General features: G+C 68.1%; 15 protein-coding genes and 1 pseudogene. 14 read left to right on the top strand and 2 right to left on the bottom strand.

Going from position 1 to position 19,390, the window contains the following annotated elements:
• Positions 1-33 precede the first annotated feature (33 nt).
• Positions 34-1,707 (bottom strand): PucR family transcriptional regulator, encoded by a 1,674-nt coding sequence (locus tag P1P70_RS13870; RefSeq protein WP_319237140.1) that lies wholly within the window; start codon positions 1,705-1,707, stop codon positions 34-36.
• Between P1P70_RS13870 and P1P70_RS13865 the strand changes: the two genes are divergently transcribed.
• From P1P70_RS13865 to P1P70_RS13810, 12 genes are all read left to right on the top strand, one after another.
• Positions 1,706-2,728 (top strand): citryl-CoA lyase, encoded by a 1,023-nt coding sequence (locus tag P1P70_RS13865; RefSeq protein ID WP_319237139.1) that lies wholly within the window; start codon positions 1,706-1,708, stop codon positions 2,726-2,728. The genes P1P70_RS13870 and P1P70_RS13865 overlap by 2 nt on opposite strands.
• Positions 2,729-2,758: 30 nt before the next feature.
• Positions 2,759-3,967 carry an FAD-dependent oxidoreductase gene (locus P1P70_RS13860; protein ID WP_319237138.1) on the top strand — a complete coding sequence of 403 codons (1,209 nt, stop codon included), beginning with the start codon at positions 2,759-2,761 and terminating at the stop codon, positions 3,965-3,967.
• A gap of 78 nt (positions 3,968-4,045) precedes the next feature.
• Entirely contained in the window at positions 4,046-5,596 is a 1,551-nt protein-coding gene (locus P1P70_RS13855; RefSeq protein WP_319237137.1) for a class I adenylate-forming enzyme family protein, read from the top strand.
• Positions 5,596-6,495, top strand: coding sequence for a nitrilase-related carbon-nitrogen hydrolase (locus P1P70_RS13850; RefSeq protein ID WP_319237136.1), 900 nt, complete (start codon positions 5,596-5,598; stop codon positions 6,493-6,495). Before P1P70_RS13855 ends, P1P70_RS13850 begins: the two co-directional genes overlap by 1 nt.
• A 14-nt stretch (positions 6,496-6,509) precedes the next feature.
• Positions 6,510-6,908 (top strand): thioesterase family protein, encoded by a 399-nt coding sequence (locus P1P70_RS13845; protein ID WP_319237135.1) that lies wholly within the window; start codon positions 6,510-6,512, stop codon positions 6,906-6,908.
• A gap of 177 nt (positions 6,909-7,085) precedes the next feature.
• Positions 7,086-8,525, top strand: coding sequence for an aminobutyraldehyde dehydrogenase (locus P1P70_RS13840; RefSeq protein ID WP_319237134.1), 1,440 nt, complete (start codon positions 7,086-7,088; stop codon positions 8,523-8,525).
• Between the two features lie 34 nt (positions 8,526-8,559).
• Positions 8,560-10,713 carry an NAD(P)-binding protein gene (locus tag P1P70_RS13835; protein ID WP_319237133.1) on the top strand — a complete coding sequence of 718 codons (2,154 nt, stop codon included), beginning with the start codon at positions 8,560-8,562 and terminating at the stop codon, positions 10,711-10,713.
• Between the two features lie 78 nt (positions 10,714-10,791).
• Positions 10,792-11,847, top strand: a complete 1,056-nt coding sequence (locus tag P1P70_RS13830) for an aspartate/glutamate racemase family protein (protein WP_319237132.1) — start codon at positions 10,792-10,794, stop codon at positions 11,845-11,847.
• Positions 11,848-11,866: 19 nt separating this feature from the next.
• On the top strand, positions 11,867-12,667 hold the full coding sequence (locus P1P70_RS13825) for an electron transfer flavoprotein subunit beta/FixA family protein (RefSeq protein ID WP_319237131.1): 801 nt from the start codon (positions 11,867-11,869) through the stop codon (positions 12,665-12,667).
• 13 nt (positions 12,668-12,680) lie between these two features.
• A complete protein-coding gene (locus tag P1P70_RS13820) occupies positions 12,681-13,634 on the top strand; it encodes an electron transfer flavoprotein subunit alpha/FixB family protein (RefSeq protein ID WP_319237130.1) in 954 nt (317 codons plus the stop codon).
• Positions 13,635-13,862: 228 nt separating this feature from the next.
• Positions 13,863-14,639: an SDR family NAD(P)-dependent oxidoreductase gene (locus P1P70_RS13815; protein ID WP_319237129.1), complete on the top strand. Its 777-nt coding sequence runs from the start codon at positions 13,863-13,865 to the stop codon at positions 14,637-14,639.
• Between the two features lie 15 nt (positions 14,640-14,654).
• A complete protein-coding gene (locus P1P70_RS13810) occupies positions 14,655-15,500 on the top strand; it encodes a polysaccharide deacetylase (RefSeq protein WP_319237128.1) in 846 nt (281 codons plus the stop codon).
• A 224-nt stretch (positions 15,501-15,724) separates the two neighbouring features.
• Here P1P70_RS13810 and P1P70_RS13805 read toward each other — a convergent pair whose 3' ends face one another.
• Positions 15,725-16,783: a tartrate dehydrogenase gene (locus P1P70_RS13805; protein WP_319237127.1), complete on the bottom strand. Its 1,059-nt coding sequence runs from the start codon at positions 16,781-16,783 to the stop codon at positions 15,725-15,727.
• 931 nt (positions 16,784-17,714) lie between these two features.
• Here P1P70_RS13805 and P1P70_RS13800 point away from each other — a divergent pair.
• Complete coding sequence (locus P1P70_RS13800; RefSeq protein ID WP_319237126.1) at positions 17,715-18,884, top strand: acyl-CoA dehydrogenase family protein; 1,170 nt, start codon at positions 17,715-17,717, stop codon at positions 18,882-18,884.
• An 82-nt stretch (positions 18,885-18,966) separates the two neighbouring features.
• Positions 18,967-19,293, top strand: a pseudogene (locus tag P1P70_RS13795) (transposase); the annotation flags it as partial.
• Between the last annotated feature and the right edge of the window lie 97 nt (positions 19,294-19,390).

Raw genomic sequence — 19,390 nt, 5'->3', positions numbered from 1 at the left:
CGTTGCTCCACCAAAGCCAGGTGTACCTGGTATTCACCGGTCCGGGTCGAATATCACTCCGAGTCCGCCGTGTCCCTCGCTTCCGAATTGCGTGGCTCCTTGCGCGGAACCGATTTCACCGACCGGCAGTTCGTCATGTGATCTGGTGGCGCGAGGGCGGAGGGTGTCGGCCTGGCGGGTGAGGTCGACGGCGGTGAGGGCGAGGAAGACCGAGGAGATGGCCGCAGGTTGTTTGAGATTGATGGTGAGAAGCTCCTCGACCTTGGCCAGTCGGTAGCGCAGCGAATTGTGGTGGATGCTGAGGGCCTCTGCGGCCACGTTGATGTTCTGGTCGTGCTCGACGTAGGAGCGCAGGCCGGCCAGCAGGTTCCCACGTTCCGCGAGCGGGCGCAGGAAATCCTTGGCCCAGGCCACCATCCGGTCGAGACCTACATCGGCGAACAGCCGGGTGGCGAAGTCGAAGTCCTCGTATGCCATCAACTGCTGTTCCTGCGCGACCCGCCGCAGGGTCCGCACGGCGAGCTGAGCGTCGTGGTAGGAGTCGACGACGAAGCCGACCGCCGAGACCGGGCGCCCGATGCCGATCTGCAGGGAGGACAGGTCGTTGTGATCGGCGGCCAGAAGCCGTTGGAGGGCGGTTACACCGCATTGGACGAGGAAGGTGACGCCGTCGCCGCGTGCGGTGATCAGTGCGGGATGACCGGCTTCTGCCAGCAGTCGGCTCATTGTGTTCGCGAGAGTGTCGGCGGCCTGCTGGCGCTGTTCGCTGCGGGGAGAACGCGCGAAGGAGGCCACCCCGACGCGGGCCTCGCTGTCGAAGGTGATACCGAGACCGGCGACCCGGGCGGCGAGTTCCGCGTCGTGCCGTTCGCGCCGCAACGCCAGGGTCTGCTCCAACACCGCTGCCCGTACAGCCCGTTCCTGCTGGCGTACCAGGATGCCCATGCGCTGGTTGGTCTCGACCAGGCTCGCCGCCACGTGCACCGCGGAGGTGGCGTAACCATCGGGGAAGCCGGGATGCCGGCTGATGACGAGCAGCCAGCCGGTGTGCGTCTGGGGGGAGGACGGGTCGGCGATACGGGCGGCGAGTCCGTACCAGCCGTCGATGGTGAGAGTCTGAGTGTCGGCCCTGGTGGAGGAGATCTCGGTGAAGAGCAGGGTACGTGGCACAGGTCCTGTCGCGTAGAGGATCTCGCCGTGCCGGTCGATGAGGGCCGCCGTCGCGTTGCAGACACGCTTGAGACGGTTGAGCAGCGTGGGTATCGGTGTGGGATCGGCGAGCGCGAGGCTCAGGGAGCGCTGGAGCGAGCCGAGACGCCGGGAGACGGCTTCCTCGGCGCTGTGCCCCGAGCGGGTGACGCAGGAGACGGCCTCGCCCGCACCGAGGCCGACGAGGCCCACTATGTCGTCGCCGGTCAGTTCCAGCTCGGAGCTCAGGGCTTCCGCATCGTCCGATGCGTCACACAGCAGGATGACGCGGGAACCCTTGGCGTCCAGAAGCGGGAAGGCATCTTGGACGCCGGCCCGGAGTCCCGTGCACACCACGACTCTCGCGGTGTCCTCGGGTACGGGATCACCCGGCACCCAGACGACCGCCCCGTGCACCGGACGTGTCAGGTCGACGGTGTTGGTGGACAGCAACTGGACGCTCGATCCGAGATCGCTCAGGATCGTGCCCAGCTCGACGGCGTGATCCGAGACGAGCATGGCGACCTTTTCGCTGGGTGGCGACGTTCACCGGGTAGATGGCTCGCAGCGTAGCCGAGAGCACCGACCACGCATTCGGACGTATTACGAGGATCTCGCCCTGGCCTTGGAATTCTGCCGATGGGATGTCGAGCAGCGACCTCTTAGATTGCGGGTCAAATACCCGAGCGAAGGGGAGCGCGGCGCCATGGCGACGGCGGACAATACCAAGGCCCAGTACTGGCAGTCCGGGGTCAGTGAGATCACCTCTGACACAATCTTCGTGCGGGGCTATCCGTTGGACGACCTGATCGGGCTGTCCTTCACCTCCACCGCCTTCCTGCTCATCAAGGGGCGGTTGCCCACACCGCAGGAGGCGCGGGTGCTGGACGCGATCCTGACCAGCGTTCTCGACTACGGCCTGGAGAAGGCAGGTACAGCCGCTGCCCGGTACGTCGTCTCGGCCAACCCGAACATGCAGGCAGGGCTGGCCACGGCCATCCTGTCCGCCGGCGACTACGCACTGGCGCCGGAGAACAGCGCGCGGTTCATCATCGACACGCACCACGCCTACATCACCGCCGGCCGACCGGACCCGACCGAGTTCGCCGAGCAGGTCGTCGCCGAGGCCCGCGCGGCCAAGCTGCGGATTCCCGGCTTCGGGCATCCGGTCTTCAAAAAGACCGACCCGCGCGCCGAGATCCTGAGGCAGATCGCGGTGGATGCCGGTCTCTGGGGCGAGGCCGCCCAGCTGTACGAGGCCGTGCACAAGGCCTTCATCCGGCTCCCCGGCCGCCAGGATTTTCCGATCAACGATGTCGGCATGCTCGCCGCTATCTGTGTCGCGCTGGAATTCACGCCGCAGGAGTCCACTGCGCTGGCCGTCATCGGAACGCTGCCGGGCGTGGTCGCGCACATCACGGAGGAATACACCACAGGGAGGCCCGGCAGGGTGATCGCCGCCGAGGACGTCGCCTACGCCGTGCCCCGCCGCGATCTCGCCGCCGACCTCGAGGCGGCAGGATGGCCGGCGTCGAGCTGACGCTCCGACTGCTAGAGAGGGGATTCGGTCATGGTGAGCCTGGACGTTCTTGCAACCACGGACATCGTGGTGGTCGGTGCAGGCCTCGCAGGCCTGTGCACCGCGTTCGAGCTGCGTCGACGGGGCTTCGATGTCGCCGTGGTCGAGCAGCGCTTCCCGGGGTACGGCGCCTCGGGCCGAGGCCCGGGCTGCCTGTGGGTGCAGACTCGCCGCAGTGGTGTGGAGATCGCCATCGCGCGTGCCGCCAAGGCGAAGTACGCCGAGTACGTCGAGGCGATCGGGGATGTCTTCGAGTACCGCAGGCTCGGTGGCCTGTTCTTCTTCGAGAGCGAGGAACAGGGCCGAATCCTGGAGGACTACGTACGTGACCGGCGATCCGCAGGGCTCGAGGTCGAACTCGTGACGGCCACCCAGGCGGCCAAGCACGCACCGCTGCTGCCCGCCACCGCCATCGGTGCGGTGTACTGCGCCGAGGACGCGCAGCTGGACACGCAGCAGTTCACCTCCGCACTGAGCGCCGCTCTCGTACGGTCCGAGGTGCGCATGTACGAGAACACCGCAGTGCTCTCTGTCATCCGGCAGGGTGACCACGTCGCCGGAGTCCGTACGGTCCGCGGTGACATCCGCGCCTCCGGCGTGGTGTGGGCGACCGGCGCCTGGACGCTCAACCTCGAAGCCGAGGGAGTCAGCCTGCCGATCACCACGGCCCGTATGGGCCAGGTCGTCACCCAGCCCGTCGATCAGCGGCCCAGCGCGATTCTGCACGGTCCGCGCGGTGTCGCGCTCTGCGGCGCGCTCACCGACCTGCCCACCTTCGACGCGGAGCACTTCGCACACGCGCACGGAGCGGAGCGCGCCAGTGGCATGGAATACGACGACGGCCTTTCGCAGAGCCGCACCGGAGCGCTGGTCATCGGCGCCGGCATCGACTCCTACGGCTCGCTCAACCCGCACATCAGCGTGGTCTCGACTGCTTCCATGATCTCGACGACGCTCGAGCGCTACCCCGAGCACGCTCACCTCGGTGTCACCGGACTGTGGGCCGGGCTGATGAGCGACACCCCCGACCATCTGCCGATCGTCGACCGCCTGGACGGTACCTACGTCAACGCCGGGCACAGCTGGGGCGTCGCCAGCGTCCCGGTCGCCGGGCAGGTCATCGCCGAGTTGATCGCGGGTGAACAGAGCGAGTTCGCCACCGTCCTGCGAGCTGACCGACCCTCGCTCGCGGCGCGCTGACTTCCGGACGTGGCCACGCGCCGCCGGACACCGTACCCACCATCTGCCGCGGGCCCGCCCCGCACCAGGGAGCCAGCTATGCCTGGAAACGATTCGACACACGGCGAGTACCTGGCCGAGCTCCGCCAGATCGCTGCCGCGCAGCCGGCGGACACCGCGGTGATCGACGGGGAGACGCAGACCACCTACGGCGAACTGATCCAGGAGATCGACAGGCGCGCCGCTGGCTTGACCACGGCCGGACTGCGTCCTGGTGATCGCGTCGCGCTGGTGGCCGAGAACTCCGCGCACTTCCTCATCTCGGCCTTCGCGGTCTGGACCGCGCACGGTGTGCTCGCCACCGTCTACCCCTCGACCGCGAACGAGGATCTGCGCTACACCCTCGACAACGCCGACCCAGCGCTGGTCCTCGCCGATCACAGCACCCTCGACGCGGTCCGCCTCGCGGCACCGGACCGCCCCGTCGCGCGCATCGACGAAGCAGTCTTCGCGCCGCCCGCCGTGCGGTCAGGAACCCTGCCGAACCCGCCGGAGGTCCGAGATCAGCTCTCCTTGATCTGCTACTCCTCGGGCACCACCAGCCGCCCCAAGGCGATCATGCTGTCGCGGGCCGCGCTGTACAACGGTGCCCGTACCTATGCGGAGGTGTGGCGGCTGACCTCGGCCGACCGAACCATCGTGTGCCTGCCGATGGCCTGGCTCTACGGACTGGACAGCACGTCCATGTCCACCCTGCTGGCCGGCGGCACGGTGATCGCACTGCGCCGGGCCCGTCCGCAGCTGATCGCGGAGGCCGTCGAGCGCCACCGCGCCACCTTCCTGCCGGGCGTGACCACCATCTTCACCAAGCTGGTGAACCACCTGGACAAGTCTGACGAGCGTCCCGACCTCTCCTCGCTGCGCCTCGCGGTCTCCGGCGGCGAACCCCGCAACGAGGTGGCTTTCCGACGCTTCGCAGAACTGACGGGACGCCCGGTGCACGACAACTTCTGCGCTTCCGAGTGCTTCCCGCTGATCACCTACGACCCGGTCGCGGACCCGTACCCGGTGCCGGGTGCGGCCGGAAAGCTCACCCCGCGCTCCGAGCTGAAGATTCTGACTGCGGACGGAGGAGAGGTCGAGGTCGGCGAGGTCGGCGAGGCGTTCTCACGCGGTGCGGGCCTGATGCTCGGTTACTGGCGCGACAGCGCACAGACCGCCGAGGCACTCACTCCCGACGGCTGGTACCGCACCAAGGACCTGGTCCGGATGGACGAGGACGGCTACGTCTACGTCGTCGGCCGACTCTCCGACATGATCATCCGCGGCGGCAGCAACGTGTCGCCTGCCGAGGTCGAACGTGCCTTGCGTGAGCACCCTGACGTCCGTGACGCGGGTGTGGTCGGACTGCCCGACCCGGTGTACGGCCAGGCCGTCGCCGCCGCCGTCGTGCCGCAGAACGAGGGGAAATTCGACGCCGACGCGATCCGCCGCGACCTGGCCGAGCATCTCGCGGCCTACAAGGTGCCCACCGTCCTCGTGCCCGTAGGTCACCTTCCGACCAACCCCACCACCGGCAAGACCGACCGCCGTGCCGTCGCAGACCTGATCTCGCCGCCGGACGGTTCGCTGCAAGGAGACGTCGCCTGATGACACAGCTCAAGGTAGCCCTCACCCAGTTCGAGCTGCGGGCCGAGCGCACCGTGGACGGCTTCCTCGCCCACATGGAATCGCTGATCGCCGGGGCCGCCGCACAAAGTGCCGACGTCGTGGTGTTCCCGGAACTCGCCAGCACCGGGCTGCTGGCCAGCGTGGACGACCACACCGTCACCGCCGCCACCGTCGCTGACGACTATCGGCACCGGCTGACCGGCTTCACCGACACGATCGTGACCGGTCTGGCGCGGATGGCGCAGGAGCACGACATCGTCGTCATCGGCGGCAGCCACAACCGCATCGCCGAGGACGGTTCGCTGCGCAACACCGCCTACGTCGTCTTCCCGGACGGCCGAGTGGCGTCCCAGGACAAGATCCACCTGACGCCGCCGGAACACGCGATGGGCATGCTCGGCGGCGACGACCTGCTGGTCACCCGCATCGGGGCGTTCACCGTCGGCGTGCTCATCTGCGCGGACATCCAGTTCCCGGAACTGTCGCGGGCGCTGGAGCAGCGCGGTGTCGACCTGATCGTCTGCCCCTCGCTGACCTGGAACCGACGCGGTGTGCACCGGGTGCGCACGGGCTGCCAGGCCCGGGCCATGGAGATGCAGAGCTATGTCGTGATGTCCCCACTCATCGGGCACAGCGGTCTGCCTGCCGACGCCCCGCTGTATGCCGTCGGCCGTGCGCTGGCCGCCGGTCCGGTCGACAGGACCATCGGCAGCAACGACGGCATCCTCGCGCTGGCCACCACCGACAAGGAAGAGATCGTCTACGCCGACCTGGACCGTGATCTGCTGCTGGCCTCCCGTGAGGATCCTGAGATACCGGGGCTGAAGCTGCGCCGTCCCGACCTGTATCCCAAGCTCCTCGCCGCCGGCGCGAGCTGAACGGCACCAGAACCGTGAATGTTCATCAGCACCGCGTCCGCTACCACGAGGCGGACGCCCAGGGATTCCTGTTCAACGCCCGCTACCTCGAACTCGCCGACGTCGCCATGACCGAATTCTTCCGGAAGCTGGGCTGGCCGTACGGGGAGCTCGTGGCCGCCGGCGCCGACCCCTCAGTCGTCTCGGCCACCCTTTCCTTCCGCAAACCTGCTCGCTTCGACGACCTGCTGAACATCTCGGCACACTGCACGCGGGTGGGAGTCTCCAGCTTCGGCTTGGAGGTGGAGGTGACCCGCGGTGCGGATGCCATCGCGACCGTTCAATTGGTCTACGTCAATGTGGACGCTGCCTCCGCGACGTCCCGGCCGCTGCCCGACAGGGTCTCTGCCGCCCTGCGTGCCGTGGCCGCCTGAAGCGCCACCGCCAGCATGTTCATCTCATCATAAATATCTACGTTTCTTGTGGAATTTCCCATTTCCTGCTCGCCGACCGGCGGGCAACACTAATCACGGGTGAGGCACCGACGCAGCCTCTTTCCCCGGTCGGGTTCCTCGACCCGTACCTCGCCACTCTCGGAGGTTTGCTTCCGCATGCCTGCTCTCCCGCTCAACGGCCCGCTCTTCGACCACTGGCGCACCGCTCCCGACGCCGAGAGCGCCTTTGACGTACTCAACCCCGCCACCGGTGAGGTCATCACCAGCCTGCGCAAGGCCGACGCCGAGGAGGTCGACGCCACTGTCGCCAAGGCCACCGCGGCGTTCGAGACCTGGGGGCGCACCACCCCGGCAGAGCGGTCCGCGGCGTTGCTGGCCCTGGCCGATCGTCTCGAGGCCGCCGGGGAGGACTTCGCCCGGCTGGAGAGCGCGAATGTCGGCAAGCCCCTGGCACAGGCGCGGGAGGAGATCGCGTACGACGCGGACGTCCTGCGCTTCATGGCCGGTGCCGTCCGGGTCCCGCACGCGATGGCGACGGGCGAGTACCTTCCCGGCCGTACCTCGTTGGTGCGCCGTGATCCACTCGGCGTCGTCGGGTTGATCACGCCGTGGAACTACCCGCTGATGGAGGCGCTGTGGAAGCTCGCCCCGGCGCTGGCGGCGGGCAACACCGTGGTCATCAAGCCCGCCACCGTCACCCCGCTGTCGACCGTGCTGTTCACACAGATGGCGCAGGAGGTCCTGCCGGAAGGTGTCCTCAATCTGGTGGTCGGCGACCGCACGGCCGGTCAGGTCATGGTGGATCACCCGGACATCCGGCTGATCTCGCTGACCGGCGACGGCGCCACGGGCAAGAAGGTCGCCGCCTCGGCCGCCGCCACGCTCAAGCGCGTCCACCTCGAACTCGGCGGCAAGGGGCCGGCGGTGGTCTTCGCTGATGCCCAGCTGGAGACAGCGGCCACCGAACTGGCGCAGACCGCGTTCCTCAACGCCGGCCAGGACTGTAGCCAACCATGCCGGGTCATCGTCGAGGACAGTGCGTACGAGGCCTTCACCGCCGCTTACCTCAAGACCGTCGCCGGGCTGGTCTGTGGTGCCCCCGACGACGAGGACTCGCACTTCGGCCCGGTCATCTCCCAGCGGCATCTGGAGAGCGTCGAGGGCTTCGTCGAGCGCGCACGTGCCGCAGGTGCCACCGTGCTGGCCGGCGGCAGGCGCATCGACCGCCCCGGCTTCTTCCACGAGCCGACCGTGCTCACCGATGTCCGGCAGGACGACGAGATCATCCAGAGCGAGGTCTTCGGGCCGGTGGTCACCATCCAGCGCGCCGCCGACGACGAGGAGATGCTCGCCATGGCCAACGGCGTCGAGTACGGCCTGGCCGCCAGCGTGTGGACCTCGGACGTGGACCGTGCCCTGCGCTTCACCAGAGACCTCGCCTTCGGCACGGTCTGGCTCAACCAGCACCTAGTGGTGGCCAACGAGATGCCCTTCGGCGGCTTCGGCCAGTCCGGCTACGGCAAAGAGCTCTCGGCGCACGCGATCGACGAATACTCCCAGGTCAAGCACATCATGCTGAAGGCGGCGCACGGATGAACCGCCATGTCACGCCGCACAGGAAGGGAAGCCGATGAGCAGCGACCCCTACGCCATCCTCTTCGAACCGGTCACGATCGGCCCCAAGACCGCCCCCAACCGCTTCTGGTCGACCCCTCATTCCAGCGGATTCGGCGTCGAATACCCCGACATGCAGGCGACCTACCGAGGGCGCAAGGCCGAGGGCGGCTGGGGAGTGGTCTTCACCGAGGCGACCTCGGTGGCGCCCGAGACCGACAAGGTTCCGTACTTCCTCGGCAGGCTCTGGGACGAGGGCGACATCCGCAACTCGCGCCGCATCGTCGAGCGCATCCACGAGGGAGGCGCCCTCGCGGGTGTGGAGCTGGAGTACCACGCCTCGATGTCCTTCGCCTCGGAGGGCCGCCTGGTAGCGCACAGCGTCGACCCGGTCGCCGGTGAGGGCCCGCTGCCCATCGCCTACGCCGGCACGGCCGCGGCGTTGCACGTCTCCGACATCGCCCGGATCCAGGACCTGCACGTCGACGCCGCACTGCGTGCCGTCGAAGCGGGCTACGACCTGATCACTCTGCACTGCGGGCACGCCGCCTCCCTCATCTCCCACTTCCTGATCCCGTACTACAACACCCGCACGGACGAGTACGGCGGCTCGCTGGAGAACCGCGCCAGGTTCGCCAGGGAGACGCTTACGAAGGTCCGGGCGGCGGTCGGCGACCGCGCGGCCGTAGGCCTGCGACTCGGCGTCGACACCCTGGACGAGCCCTTCGGCCTGGGGGAGCGCGGCATTCGTCACAACGGAGACGCACCACGCTTCATCGAACACCTCGACGACCTCGTCGACTACTGGGACCTCATCATCGGCGGCGTCGACTGGGGGCAGGACGCCCAGTCCTCGCGCACCGCACGGGAGAACCACGAAGCCCCCTACACCGGCGGCATGAAGAAGTACACCAGCAAACCCGTGATCAACGTGGGCCGCCTGAACAGCCCCGACACGATGGTGAAGGTCGTCAGGTCGGGCCAGGCCGACTTCATCGGCGCCGCCCGCGCCGGGATCTCGGATCCCTTCCTGCCCGCCAAGATCCGGGAGGGCCGGATCGAGGACATCCGGGAGTGCATCGGCTGCAACATGTGTGTCTCCCGCTCCAACATGTGGAACGGGCGCATCATCTGCACGCAGAACCCCACCGTCGGCGAGGAGTTCCGCCGCGCCTGGCACCCGGAGAACTTCGACGGCGCCGCCAACCGCGACCGCGCCGTCCTCGTCGTCGGAGCCGGCCCCGCCGGACTCGAATGCGCCATGGTGCTCGGCAAGCGCGGCTTCGAGATGGTGCACCTGGTGGACGCGGCCGAGGAGATCGGCGGCAGCCTCAACTGGGTCACCAAACTGCCGGGACGCCAGGAATGGCGCCACGTCATCGAGTACCGCGAACTGCAGCTGTCGAAGCTGAAGAACGTCACGACCATCCTCAACACCAGGCTGAGCGCGGACGACATCCTCGACTACGGCGCGGAGATCGTGGTCGTGGCCACCGGCTCGCACTACGCGGCCGACGATGTCTCCCCGTACGACCGCCGCCCGCTCGACCTCGGTGACTTCCGCGGCAATGTCCTCACCCCCGAACAGGTCATGTCGGGTGAAGCCGTCATCGGCGAGCGTGTCCTGCTCTGGGACACCGATGGCTACTTCGTCGGTCCCGGTGTCGCCGAGCACCTCGCCGACGCAGGACACCAGGTCACCGCTGTCGCGCCGGCTTCCAGTTTCGGGCCCTACCTGGCGTACACGATGGAGGACTCCCGGATCGCGCAGGACCTGCGCGCCCTGGGGGTGCAGATCTACACCGGCGCCGGCCTCGGCACGTTCGGAACCGACACCGCGACGGTCGAGACCCAGGCAGGATCCGTCGAGGTCGGCGTGGACACCGTCGTCGTCGTCGGCCAGCGCGTCGCTGACTCCGACCTGTACCGCGAACTCCACGACCGGCAAGCGGAATGGGCCGACGCGGGGGTGAGCGGCGTCTACCGGATCGGGGACTCGCTGCGCCCCAGCTTCATCGCCGACGCCATCTTCTCCGGCCACCGCCTCGCGCGGGAGATCGACAGCGCGAATCCCGCCGAGCCGCTGCCGTACATCCGGGAACGCAGGCTGCTCAACGCCAGCGAGACCGACTTCACCTTCGACGGCTCCGCCCAGTCGCGCGCCATCTGAGCAGGCCCGGACCCGGGAGCTCCACGCGCCACCGGGTCCGGGCCATCCCACCAAGCCCGCACACCCAGGAGCAGAATCATGTCGACCTCACCGAAGGCGGCCGTCCTTCCCCTCGATGAGAACAGGGCCAACCCGTTCGGCCCCTCCCTCCTCGAACATCGGACCGCTCAGGCCGGATTCACCGAACTCGGCTGCTGGTTCATGGACTTCACCGAGAGCGGCCATGCCGATGCCTGGACACTGGAGTACGAGGAATCGGTCTACGTCATCCAGGGCCAGGCTCTGCTGCGCATCGTCACGGACGGCGCGGAGGAGGAGATCGCCGGTGCCGCGGGCGAACTGATCGCCCTTCCGAAGGGCACCACGGTCCGCTACGGCGGCACCGCCGGCACGCGGCTGCTGCTCTCGATGGCACCGGTCAACTGGCGCGAGCTCGCCGCGGCGAAGACCGAGGCCCCGAACGCCCCCCGCGTTCTCTTCCTGACCCCGTTCCACTTCGACAAGCCCGAGCACGACGACGAGTTCGACGCCGTTCTCGCCTCGATGTTCGACGGGCAGGGGGACCAGAGTGTCACCGCCCGGCACGTGGAGCGCTTCGAGTCCGGGGGCGGCGACTACGACACCACGCAGACCCAGGCCGTCCTCACGGCAGTGGAACGGGCCAACGCGGAGGGCACGTTCGACGCCATCGTCATCGCCTGCCACTACGACCCCGCCGTCCGCGAGGCACGCGAGGCGTCCCGCATTCCGGTCGTCGGACCGCTCCAGCTCACCACAGCACTTGCCACGCAGTTCGGCCCGAAGTTCGCCGTCGTCACCGACCTTCCGGAGGCGGTGCCGGTCATCCGGGGCCTGATCGACGACTACGGCCGCGGCACCGAGTGCGCCGGCGTGACCGCCATCGGCTGGGAGGGCGACGCCATCCTGGAGGATCCGCGCGGCGCGGCCGAAGCCGTGGACCGCATCGTGGCCGACCTGGCCGCAGCGGGGGAGGCACAGTCCGTGGTCATCGGCTGCACCATCGTCTCCGCCGCCTACGAGAGGTACCGACACGAGTTCCCGGACCGCGGAGTCGTCGTCCTCAACAGCAACCTCGTCACCGTGAAGGGCGCAGCCGCCCTGGCTGCCAACTGACCGAAGGATCCCTCTTCTCATGAACATCGTCGTCCTGGTGAAACACGTACCCGACGCCACCGGCGACCGCCGCTTCGAGCCGGACCACACGGTGGACCGGGACGGCGTCGACGGTCTGCTCTGCGAACTCGACGAGTACGCGGTCGAGCAGGCACTGAGGATCAAGGAGCAGCGCGCCGACGAGGACATCGTGGTCACGGCGCTGACCGTCGGCCCCGACGACGCGGAGGACGCCCTGCGCAAGGCGCTGCAGATGGGAGCCGACCAGGCCGTCCACGTCAATGACGAGGCCATCGCCGGCTCGGACGCGATCGCCACTTCGCTGGTGCTCGCCGAGGCGGTGAAGAAGGCCGGCGACGGCACGGTGCCGGACCTGGTCCTGGCGGGCATGGCCTCGACCGACGGCGGTGGAGGTGTCGTCCCGGCCATGCTGGCCGAACGCCTCGACATCCCGCAACTCACCCTGGCCGCAGAGGTGGAGACGGACGGCACGCGCGTACGCATCCGTCGCGACACCGACGCCGCCACCGAGGTCATCAGCGCCGCCATGCCGCTGGTCCTGTCGGTCACCGACCAGTCGGGGGAGGCCCGCTACCCGTCCTTCAAGGGCATCATGGCGGCCAAGAAGAAGCCCCTTCAGACCTGGGACCTGGACGATCTCGGCATTGACGCGTCCCTGGTCGGCCCGGACGCGTCCTGGACCGCCGTCGAGAGCGCCGCCGCCCGCCCGCCGCGTACCACCGGCGAGATCGTCAAGGACGAGGACGGCTCGGGCGTCGCTGCGCTCGCCGGCTTCCTCGCCGACAAGAAGTTCATCTGAGAGGGAACGAGAGATGTCTGAGGTTCTGGTCCTCGTCGACCACGCGGCGGGCACGGTCAGGAAGCCGACGTACGAACTGCTCACCATCGCCGGACGCCTCGGCGAGCCGTCGGCCGTCTTCATCGGCGACGCCGACGCCGCACAGACCGTCGCCGACGCCGTCAAGGCCTACGGCGCCGAGAAGGTGTACGTCATCGACGACGCGCAGATCAGGGACCACCTCGTGGCCCCCAGGGCAGAGGCGCTGCAGCAGCTCGCCGCCGGCAAGGACCTGGCCGCGATCCTGCTCCCGTCCTCGGCCGAGAACAAGGAGATCGCCGGTCGCCTGGCCGTCAAGCTGGGCTCGGGCCTGATCACCGACGCCGTCGACATCGCCGCCGACGGCACCACCACCCAGTCGGTCTTCGCCGGCGGCTACACCGTCACCGCGAAGGTCACCACCGGCACGCCGATCGTCACCGTCAAACCCAACTCGGCCACTCCCCAGCAGGCCGACGGTGCCGGGGTCATCGAGCAGGTCACCGTGATGATCTCCGAAGCCGCCAGGGCGGCCCGTATCGAGGAGACCCAGCCGCGTGCGGCCACCGGCCGCCCCGAGCTGACCGAGGCCGCCATCGTCGTCTCCGGAGGCCGTGGCACCGGAGGCGACTTCGGACCGGTCGAAGAACTCGCCGACGTACTCGGCGCGGCGGTCGGCGCCTCACGCGCCGCCGTCGACTCGGGCTGGAAGCCACACACGCTCCAGGTCGGCCAGACCGGCAAGACCGTCGCTCCGCAGCTCTACGTCGCAGGCGGCATCTCCGGCGCCATCCAACACCGCGCCGGCATGCAGACCTCGAAGACCATCGTCGCGGTCAACAAGGACCCCGAGGCGCCCATCTTCGACCTGGTCGACTTCGGCGTCATCGGTGACCTGCATACCGTCCTGCCGGCCCTGACCGAGGAGATCGGCCGACGCAAGGGCTGATCGCCCGCGCCCCACAGTCCGGCATCCCAGCCAAGGGCCGGACACCGGAGTGCCGATCTGACCACCGTGAGGTCGGCGCAGGCCGCGGCGATTCGCTGCCTGTGCGACCTCCAAATACCAGCGCGTTCGTCCGTGTGGTCACCAATCCGCCTCATCGCAGTACGTCCCTATCGTGTGTGATGCGGCTTTGGTGACCTTGCGCCGAGCGACGGACACGAAGGATGAGAGATGACGACCCAGCCCCGAAGTGTGATCATCACAGGCGCCGGAGCCGGCATCGGCGCCGCCGTGGCGAAGACCTTCGCCGAAGCCGGCGACCGGGTCTACCTCGCGGACCTGTCTGCCGACCGGCTCACGGCGACCGCTGCCGACCTCGACTCTTCTCTGGTGAGCCTCCACCAGATCGATGTCACCGATTCCGCGGCCGTCGACGCCCTGGTCGATCTGGTGAGGAGCGAGTCCGGCTCGGTGGATGTCCTCGTGAGCAACGCGGGTGTCTTCGACGCGGCAGCCGGTATCGAGGCGACGACCCACGCCCTGTGGGAGCGGGTCATCGGGATCAACCTGACAGGCACCTTCAACGTGGTGAAGGCGGTCACCGGCCCCATGGTCGAGCAGCGTGCGGGACGCATCGTCTCCATCGGCTCGATCGCCGCCCAGCGAACCATGCCCGACGGCCTGGCCTACTGCACCTCCAAGGCCGGCATCGAGGGCCTCATCCGCCGCACCGCGTACGACCTCGGCCCCTACGGCATCACCGCCAACGTCGTCGCCCCGGGGGTGGTGCGCACCGACATCCGTGCCACCTCCACCGAGATCCTCGGTGATGTCGTTCCGGACACCAACGTCAGGATCGGCGATTCCGTGATGGAGAGCCTCATCCCGGCACGGCGCGGCGCCGACCCGTCCGAGATCGCCGCGACCGTGTTCTTCCTCGCCGGCCCCGGCGCCGGTTACATCAACGGCGACGTGATCCACGTCGACGGTGGCTGGATCGCCGCGTAGCGAGGGACTGCACCGATGCCTCTCAACCTCCCCGACGGCAAGCGCCTCGCGGTGTGCCTCAGCCCCGACTTCGACGCCCAGAGCGTGTGGATCGGCACCTTCCGGACGCGGTCCCAGACGCAGCTCTCACGCGGTGAGTTCGGCGCGGAAGTGGGCGCCCCCCGCCTGCTGGAGACCTTCCGCAGGTACGGGATCACCACCACCTGGTGTGTGCCCACCCACACCATCCAGACCTTCCCGGCCGCCGTCGACCAGGTTGTCGAGGCCGGACACGAGATCGCGGCACACGGCGTCTACCACGAGTACGTGCCCAAGCTGGAGCCCGCCGAGGAGCGCCGGCTGATGGAGCTGCAACTGGAGCAGCACGAGCAGCTGCTCGGCCGACGCCCGCGCGGCTACCGCTCCCCGGCTCTGGACATCACGGACGCGACCCTCGGCCTTCTCCACGAGTACGGATTCGACTGGGACTCCTCACTCATGGGGCGCGACTTCACGCCGTACCGCCCGCGGCTGGTCGAGACGATCGACCTCGAACTCGGCAACACCTTCGCCCCGCCGAGCCCGGTGCTCGAACTCCCGGTCTCCTGGTACCTCGACGACTTCCCCGAGCTGGAGACCTACAAGGGCGGCTCGCTCATGCAGTCCAACGAGGTTCTGCTCACCCGCTGGAAGGAGAGCTTCGACTTCGCCTACGAACGCTGCCCCGGCGGCTTGATGACCTGGACCCTCCACCCGCAGACCATCGGCCGCGCCCAGAATTTGATCATGCTGGAACGGTTCCTCGACTACGTCTCCGCCCACGACGGGATCTGGTTCCCGACTCTCTCAGAGGCCCGTGACGCATGGTCCGACGAGGACTGACGTCCTCGCCGCCAGAGCACGAGACCTGCGTGCGTCGTGCGTCGGTTCGTCGACGACCGCGCCGCCAGGACCCGCTGACGAGGTGACTCGAAACGACGTCGGCGGGCCGCCCCGACTCCAGTCACGGCCAGACGGGGAAACCCGGTTGAAAACGGCCCGGTACAAGACGGTGGGGGGCCGGGAGCGACATGCTCCCGGCCCCCCACTATGTATCGACCTGCGGCTCAGGACACGCCGAGCTGTGCCAGTACTGCGTCGGTGAACTCGTCAGTGCCGGCACGGCCACCGAGGTCCGGGGTGCGCACGCCGTCCGCGAGCGCGGCCTCGAAGGCCGCGACGATCCGACGAGCCGCCTCCGGACGGCCGAGGTGCTCGAGCATCAAGGCGCCCGCCCACATCTGCCCGACCGGGTTGGCGACGCCCTTGCCCGCGATATCGGGGGCCGAGCCGTGCACCGGCTCGAACATCGAGGGGAACTCCCGCGTCGGGTTGAGGTTCGCGCTCGGTGCCACGCCGATCGAACCCGCGAGCGCGGCAACGAGGTCGGACAGGATGTCGCCGAACAGGTTGGACGCGACGACCACATCGAGAGACCCGGGCTTCAGTACGGCCCGCGCGGCCAGCGCGTCGATCAGGACCGACTCCAGGGCGACCCCGTCGTAGTCGCTCACGGTGTCCGCGACGACCTCGTCCCAGAAGGGCATCGAGTGGATGATGCCGTTGGACTTCGTCGCCGACACGAGCCGCCCCGACCTCGTTCGCGCCAGTTCGGCGGCGAAACGGGCGGTCCGTTCGATTCCGGCACGAGTGAACACCGCCTGCTGCGAAGCCGTCTCCTCGGGGCGGCCACGGTAGGAGCGGCCGCCGATCTCGGAGTACTCGCCTTCCACGTTCTCCCGTACGACCATCACGTCCAGGCCCCCGGCGTCGCGCAGCGGAGAGGTGATGCCGGGCAGCAGCCGGACCGGCCGGAGGTTGATGTACTGGAGGAACTCCCGGCGGATCGGGATGAGCAGGCCCCACAAGGTGACATGGTCGGGCACATCCGGGGTGCCCACCGCGCCGAGGAAGACGGCGTCGCCGTCGGCGAGTTGGTCCAGCCCGTCGGAGGGCATCATCGCACCGTCGGCGAGATACCTCTCGGACCCCCAGTCGCGTTCCCGCCACCGTATGGTGAAGCCCTCGTCCCGCGCCACGGCGTCGACGCAGCGCATCGCTGCCGGAACAACCTCCTTGCCGATGCCGTCACCGGCGATGACGTCGACGGTGTACGTGCGACTCATGGGCGCATTTCCTTGCTCTTCGGGGGAGTTTGCGACACCGACGCTAATCACCGGCTCCGGCGTGGCCTATTGGACGGCTCCCCAAGCACATCCCCTGCATTGGGAGAGCTCACAAACCCGTCAGCGGGCGCGGCCACGCCTGGCCAGCAGCGGCATCACGGGCCAGCGTGTGTGATCGTGGACCGAGCCGGCCCGCCGCAGGGTGAGGAAGGAATGCGTTTCGAACTTGCCGCGGCCGTGGTGAGGTGGGCGGCGGCCGTGGAGCTGCCGCATCGAGGCTGCGAGGACCTGACGCTGCCCGGCCCGGTGAGCTGGGCGACAGCTACGCGCGCATACTCCCTCTGGCTCACCCCTCGGGCACCGCGAGGTCCGCCATCCAGACGAGCGTAGTTACATCAGCCACATTGACCGCAGCGGCATACCCAATGCGAATCCACGGCCTGCCCACCAAGCAGACCCGTGCCATCGTGGCAAGCTACGAGCCCCGGCTCAAGCGATCGACCGCCATCAGCGGGCCAGGCTCGGCATGTCTTTGTAACTTTCACATGTATCTAGCCGCGTTTTCTCCATCTCCACTGCTGTCCCGGCTGTCGGCCTGAGGTTGTCTGAACGAGTCGTGAATGCCGCAAGGGGAGACATCGAATGGCACAGCGAGATGTGCTGGACGGGACCTCGGATGTGCTGATCGTCGGGGCGGTTCGTCGGCGCTACGTGGCGCGCTGACAGCCCGATGAGCCAGCGCCGATCGGTGCTCGGGCCCAGCAGGCTCCGAGGCCGCCGACAAGAGGGTCGGGGGGACTCACCGCGGCAGGGGTATCGGCATCGGTGACCGCCGAACCGCTTCCCGTCACCGGCCTGTGGGTGGGGATGGGCACCGAGCCCGCCGACGGATGCCGCCCCTCGCGGGCGAAAGACACAGGAGAGAACGATCGTGACTTCATCCCATATCATCGCCGGCCTGACCGAGGAGCACCTCGAACTGCGCCAGCTGGTCAGGCAATTTGTCGACGAGCGCGTCGTACCGGTCGCCAGCGAGCTCGAATCCAAGGACGAGTACCCTGACGACCTGATCCCCGCACTGGCCGGCCTTGGCATGTTCGGCATCACCGTGAGCGAGGAGTACGGCGGGTCGGCGGTCGACTACGTCAGCTACGGCCTGATCTTCGAGGAGCTCGCGCGCGGCTGGATGGGGCTGGCCAGCCTCGTCTACACCACGAGCTCAGGCGGCTACCTCATCGACGCATTCGGCACAGCCGAGCAGAAGCGCCGCTTCCTGCCTGACATGGTCGCCGGCAGACGGATGAGCGGCATCGCACTGACCGAGCCGTCGACCGGAAGCGACCTCAAGCAGATCAAGCTCACCGCGCGGCGCGACGGCGACAACTACATCCTCAACGGGACCAAGGTGTTCATCACCCACGCGCGTCACGCGAACCCGCTCGTGACGCTGGTGAAGACGGACCCCAGCATCGAACCTGCGCACCGCGGCGGGATCAGCCTGATGCTGGTCGAGCAGAACACCCCGGGGCTGAGCTTCGGCAGTGACTTCAAGAAACTCGGCCACCGTGGTCTGGAGCTCTGCGAGGTCATCTTTGACAATGCCGTCGTACCGGCCAGCAACCTGCTCGGAGAGAAGGAGGGCGAGGGTTTCTACCAGATGATGGCAGCGCTCGACCGCGGTCGGATCTACATGGCCGGAGCCTCTACGGGGATGGCCCGTGCCGCCCTCGAGCACGCGCTCGTCTACGCCAAGCAGCGCGAGACGTTCGGTAAACCCATCGCCGAGCACCAGGCCATCCAGATGAAGCTGGCCGACATGGCGATCAAGGTCGAGGCATCCCGACTGCTCTACATCAACGCCGCGCTCAACACCGAGGCCAACGGCAGGGCGAGCGCGGAGTCGGGTATGGCCAAGGTGTTCGCCGCCGAGGCGGGCATCGAGGTCGTCTATGACGCGATGCGGATCCACGGCGGCTACGGCTACATCACTGAGTTCCCCATCGAGCGCTATCTGCGCGACTCACTGCTCATGCCGATCGGCGAGGGGACCAACGAGATGCTCCGCCTCATCGTGGCCAAGGAGATGCTCAACGGCGCCTGACGCCGCCCGCCCGGCGACCCAGGTCGTCCACTCGTTCTCACACTGGTTCAAGGACGCCGGCCAGTTCGTCGTTGGTGTGGGTTTGGGTGGGGACCTTGCTGATGTCAGGCTGTGGGCCGGTGAACTTGACGCTCTGCATGCGCGGTCCTTGCACAGGTTCAACCTGGTTGTGCCGCTGTAGCGTAAGAACGGATGGACGCTGGCGGAGGAGGCCGGGCATGCGGGTCCCGATCGCATTCACCGGCTGTTGAACCGGATCGAGTGGGACGCCGACGAGGTTCTGAACGACGTACGCGACTACATCGTCGAACACCTCGGAGACCGGGATGCCGTCCTGATCGTCGATGACACCGGCTTCCTGAAGAAGGGCATCCGTTCGGCCGGGGTGCAACGGCAGTATTCCGGGACTGAGGTTCCCCCGAGATGCGGAGGGTGCTGACAGAGGGTCAGATGGTTCTCATGAGAGGAACATCGACCATGGCTGCCCCCAGGAAGTACTCGTTGGA

It is taken from the genome of Streptomyces sp. MB09-02B, from assembly GCF_033794485.1.
Lineage (GTDB): Bacteria > Actinomycetota > Actinomycetes > Streptomycetales > Streptomycetaceae > Streptomyces.
The sequence above is the reverse complement of the archived record's forward strand: the minus strand, read 5'-3'. Positions and strand labels throughout refer to the sequence as shown.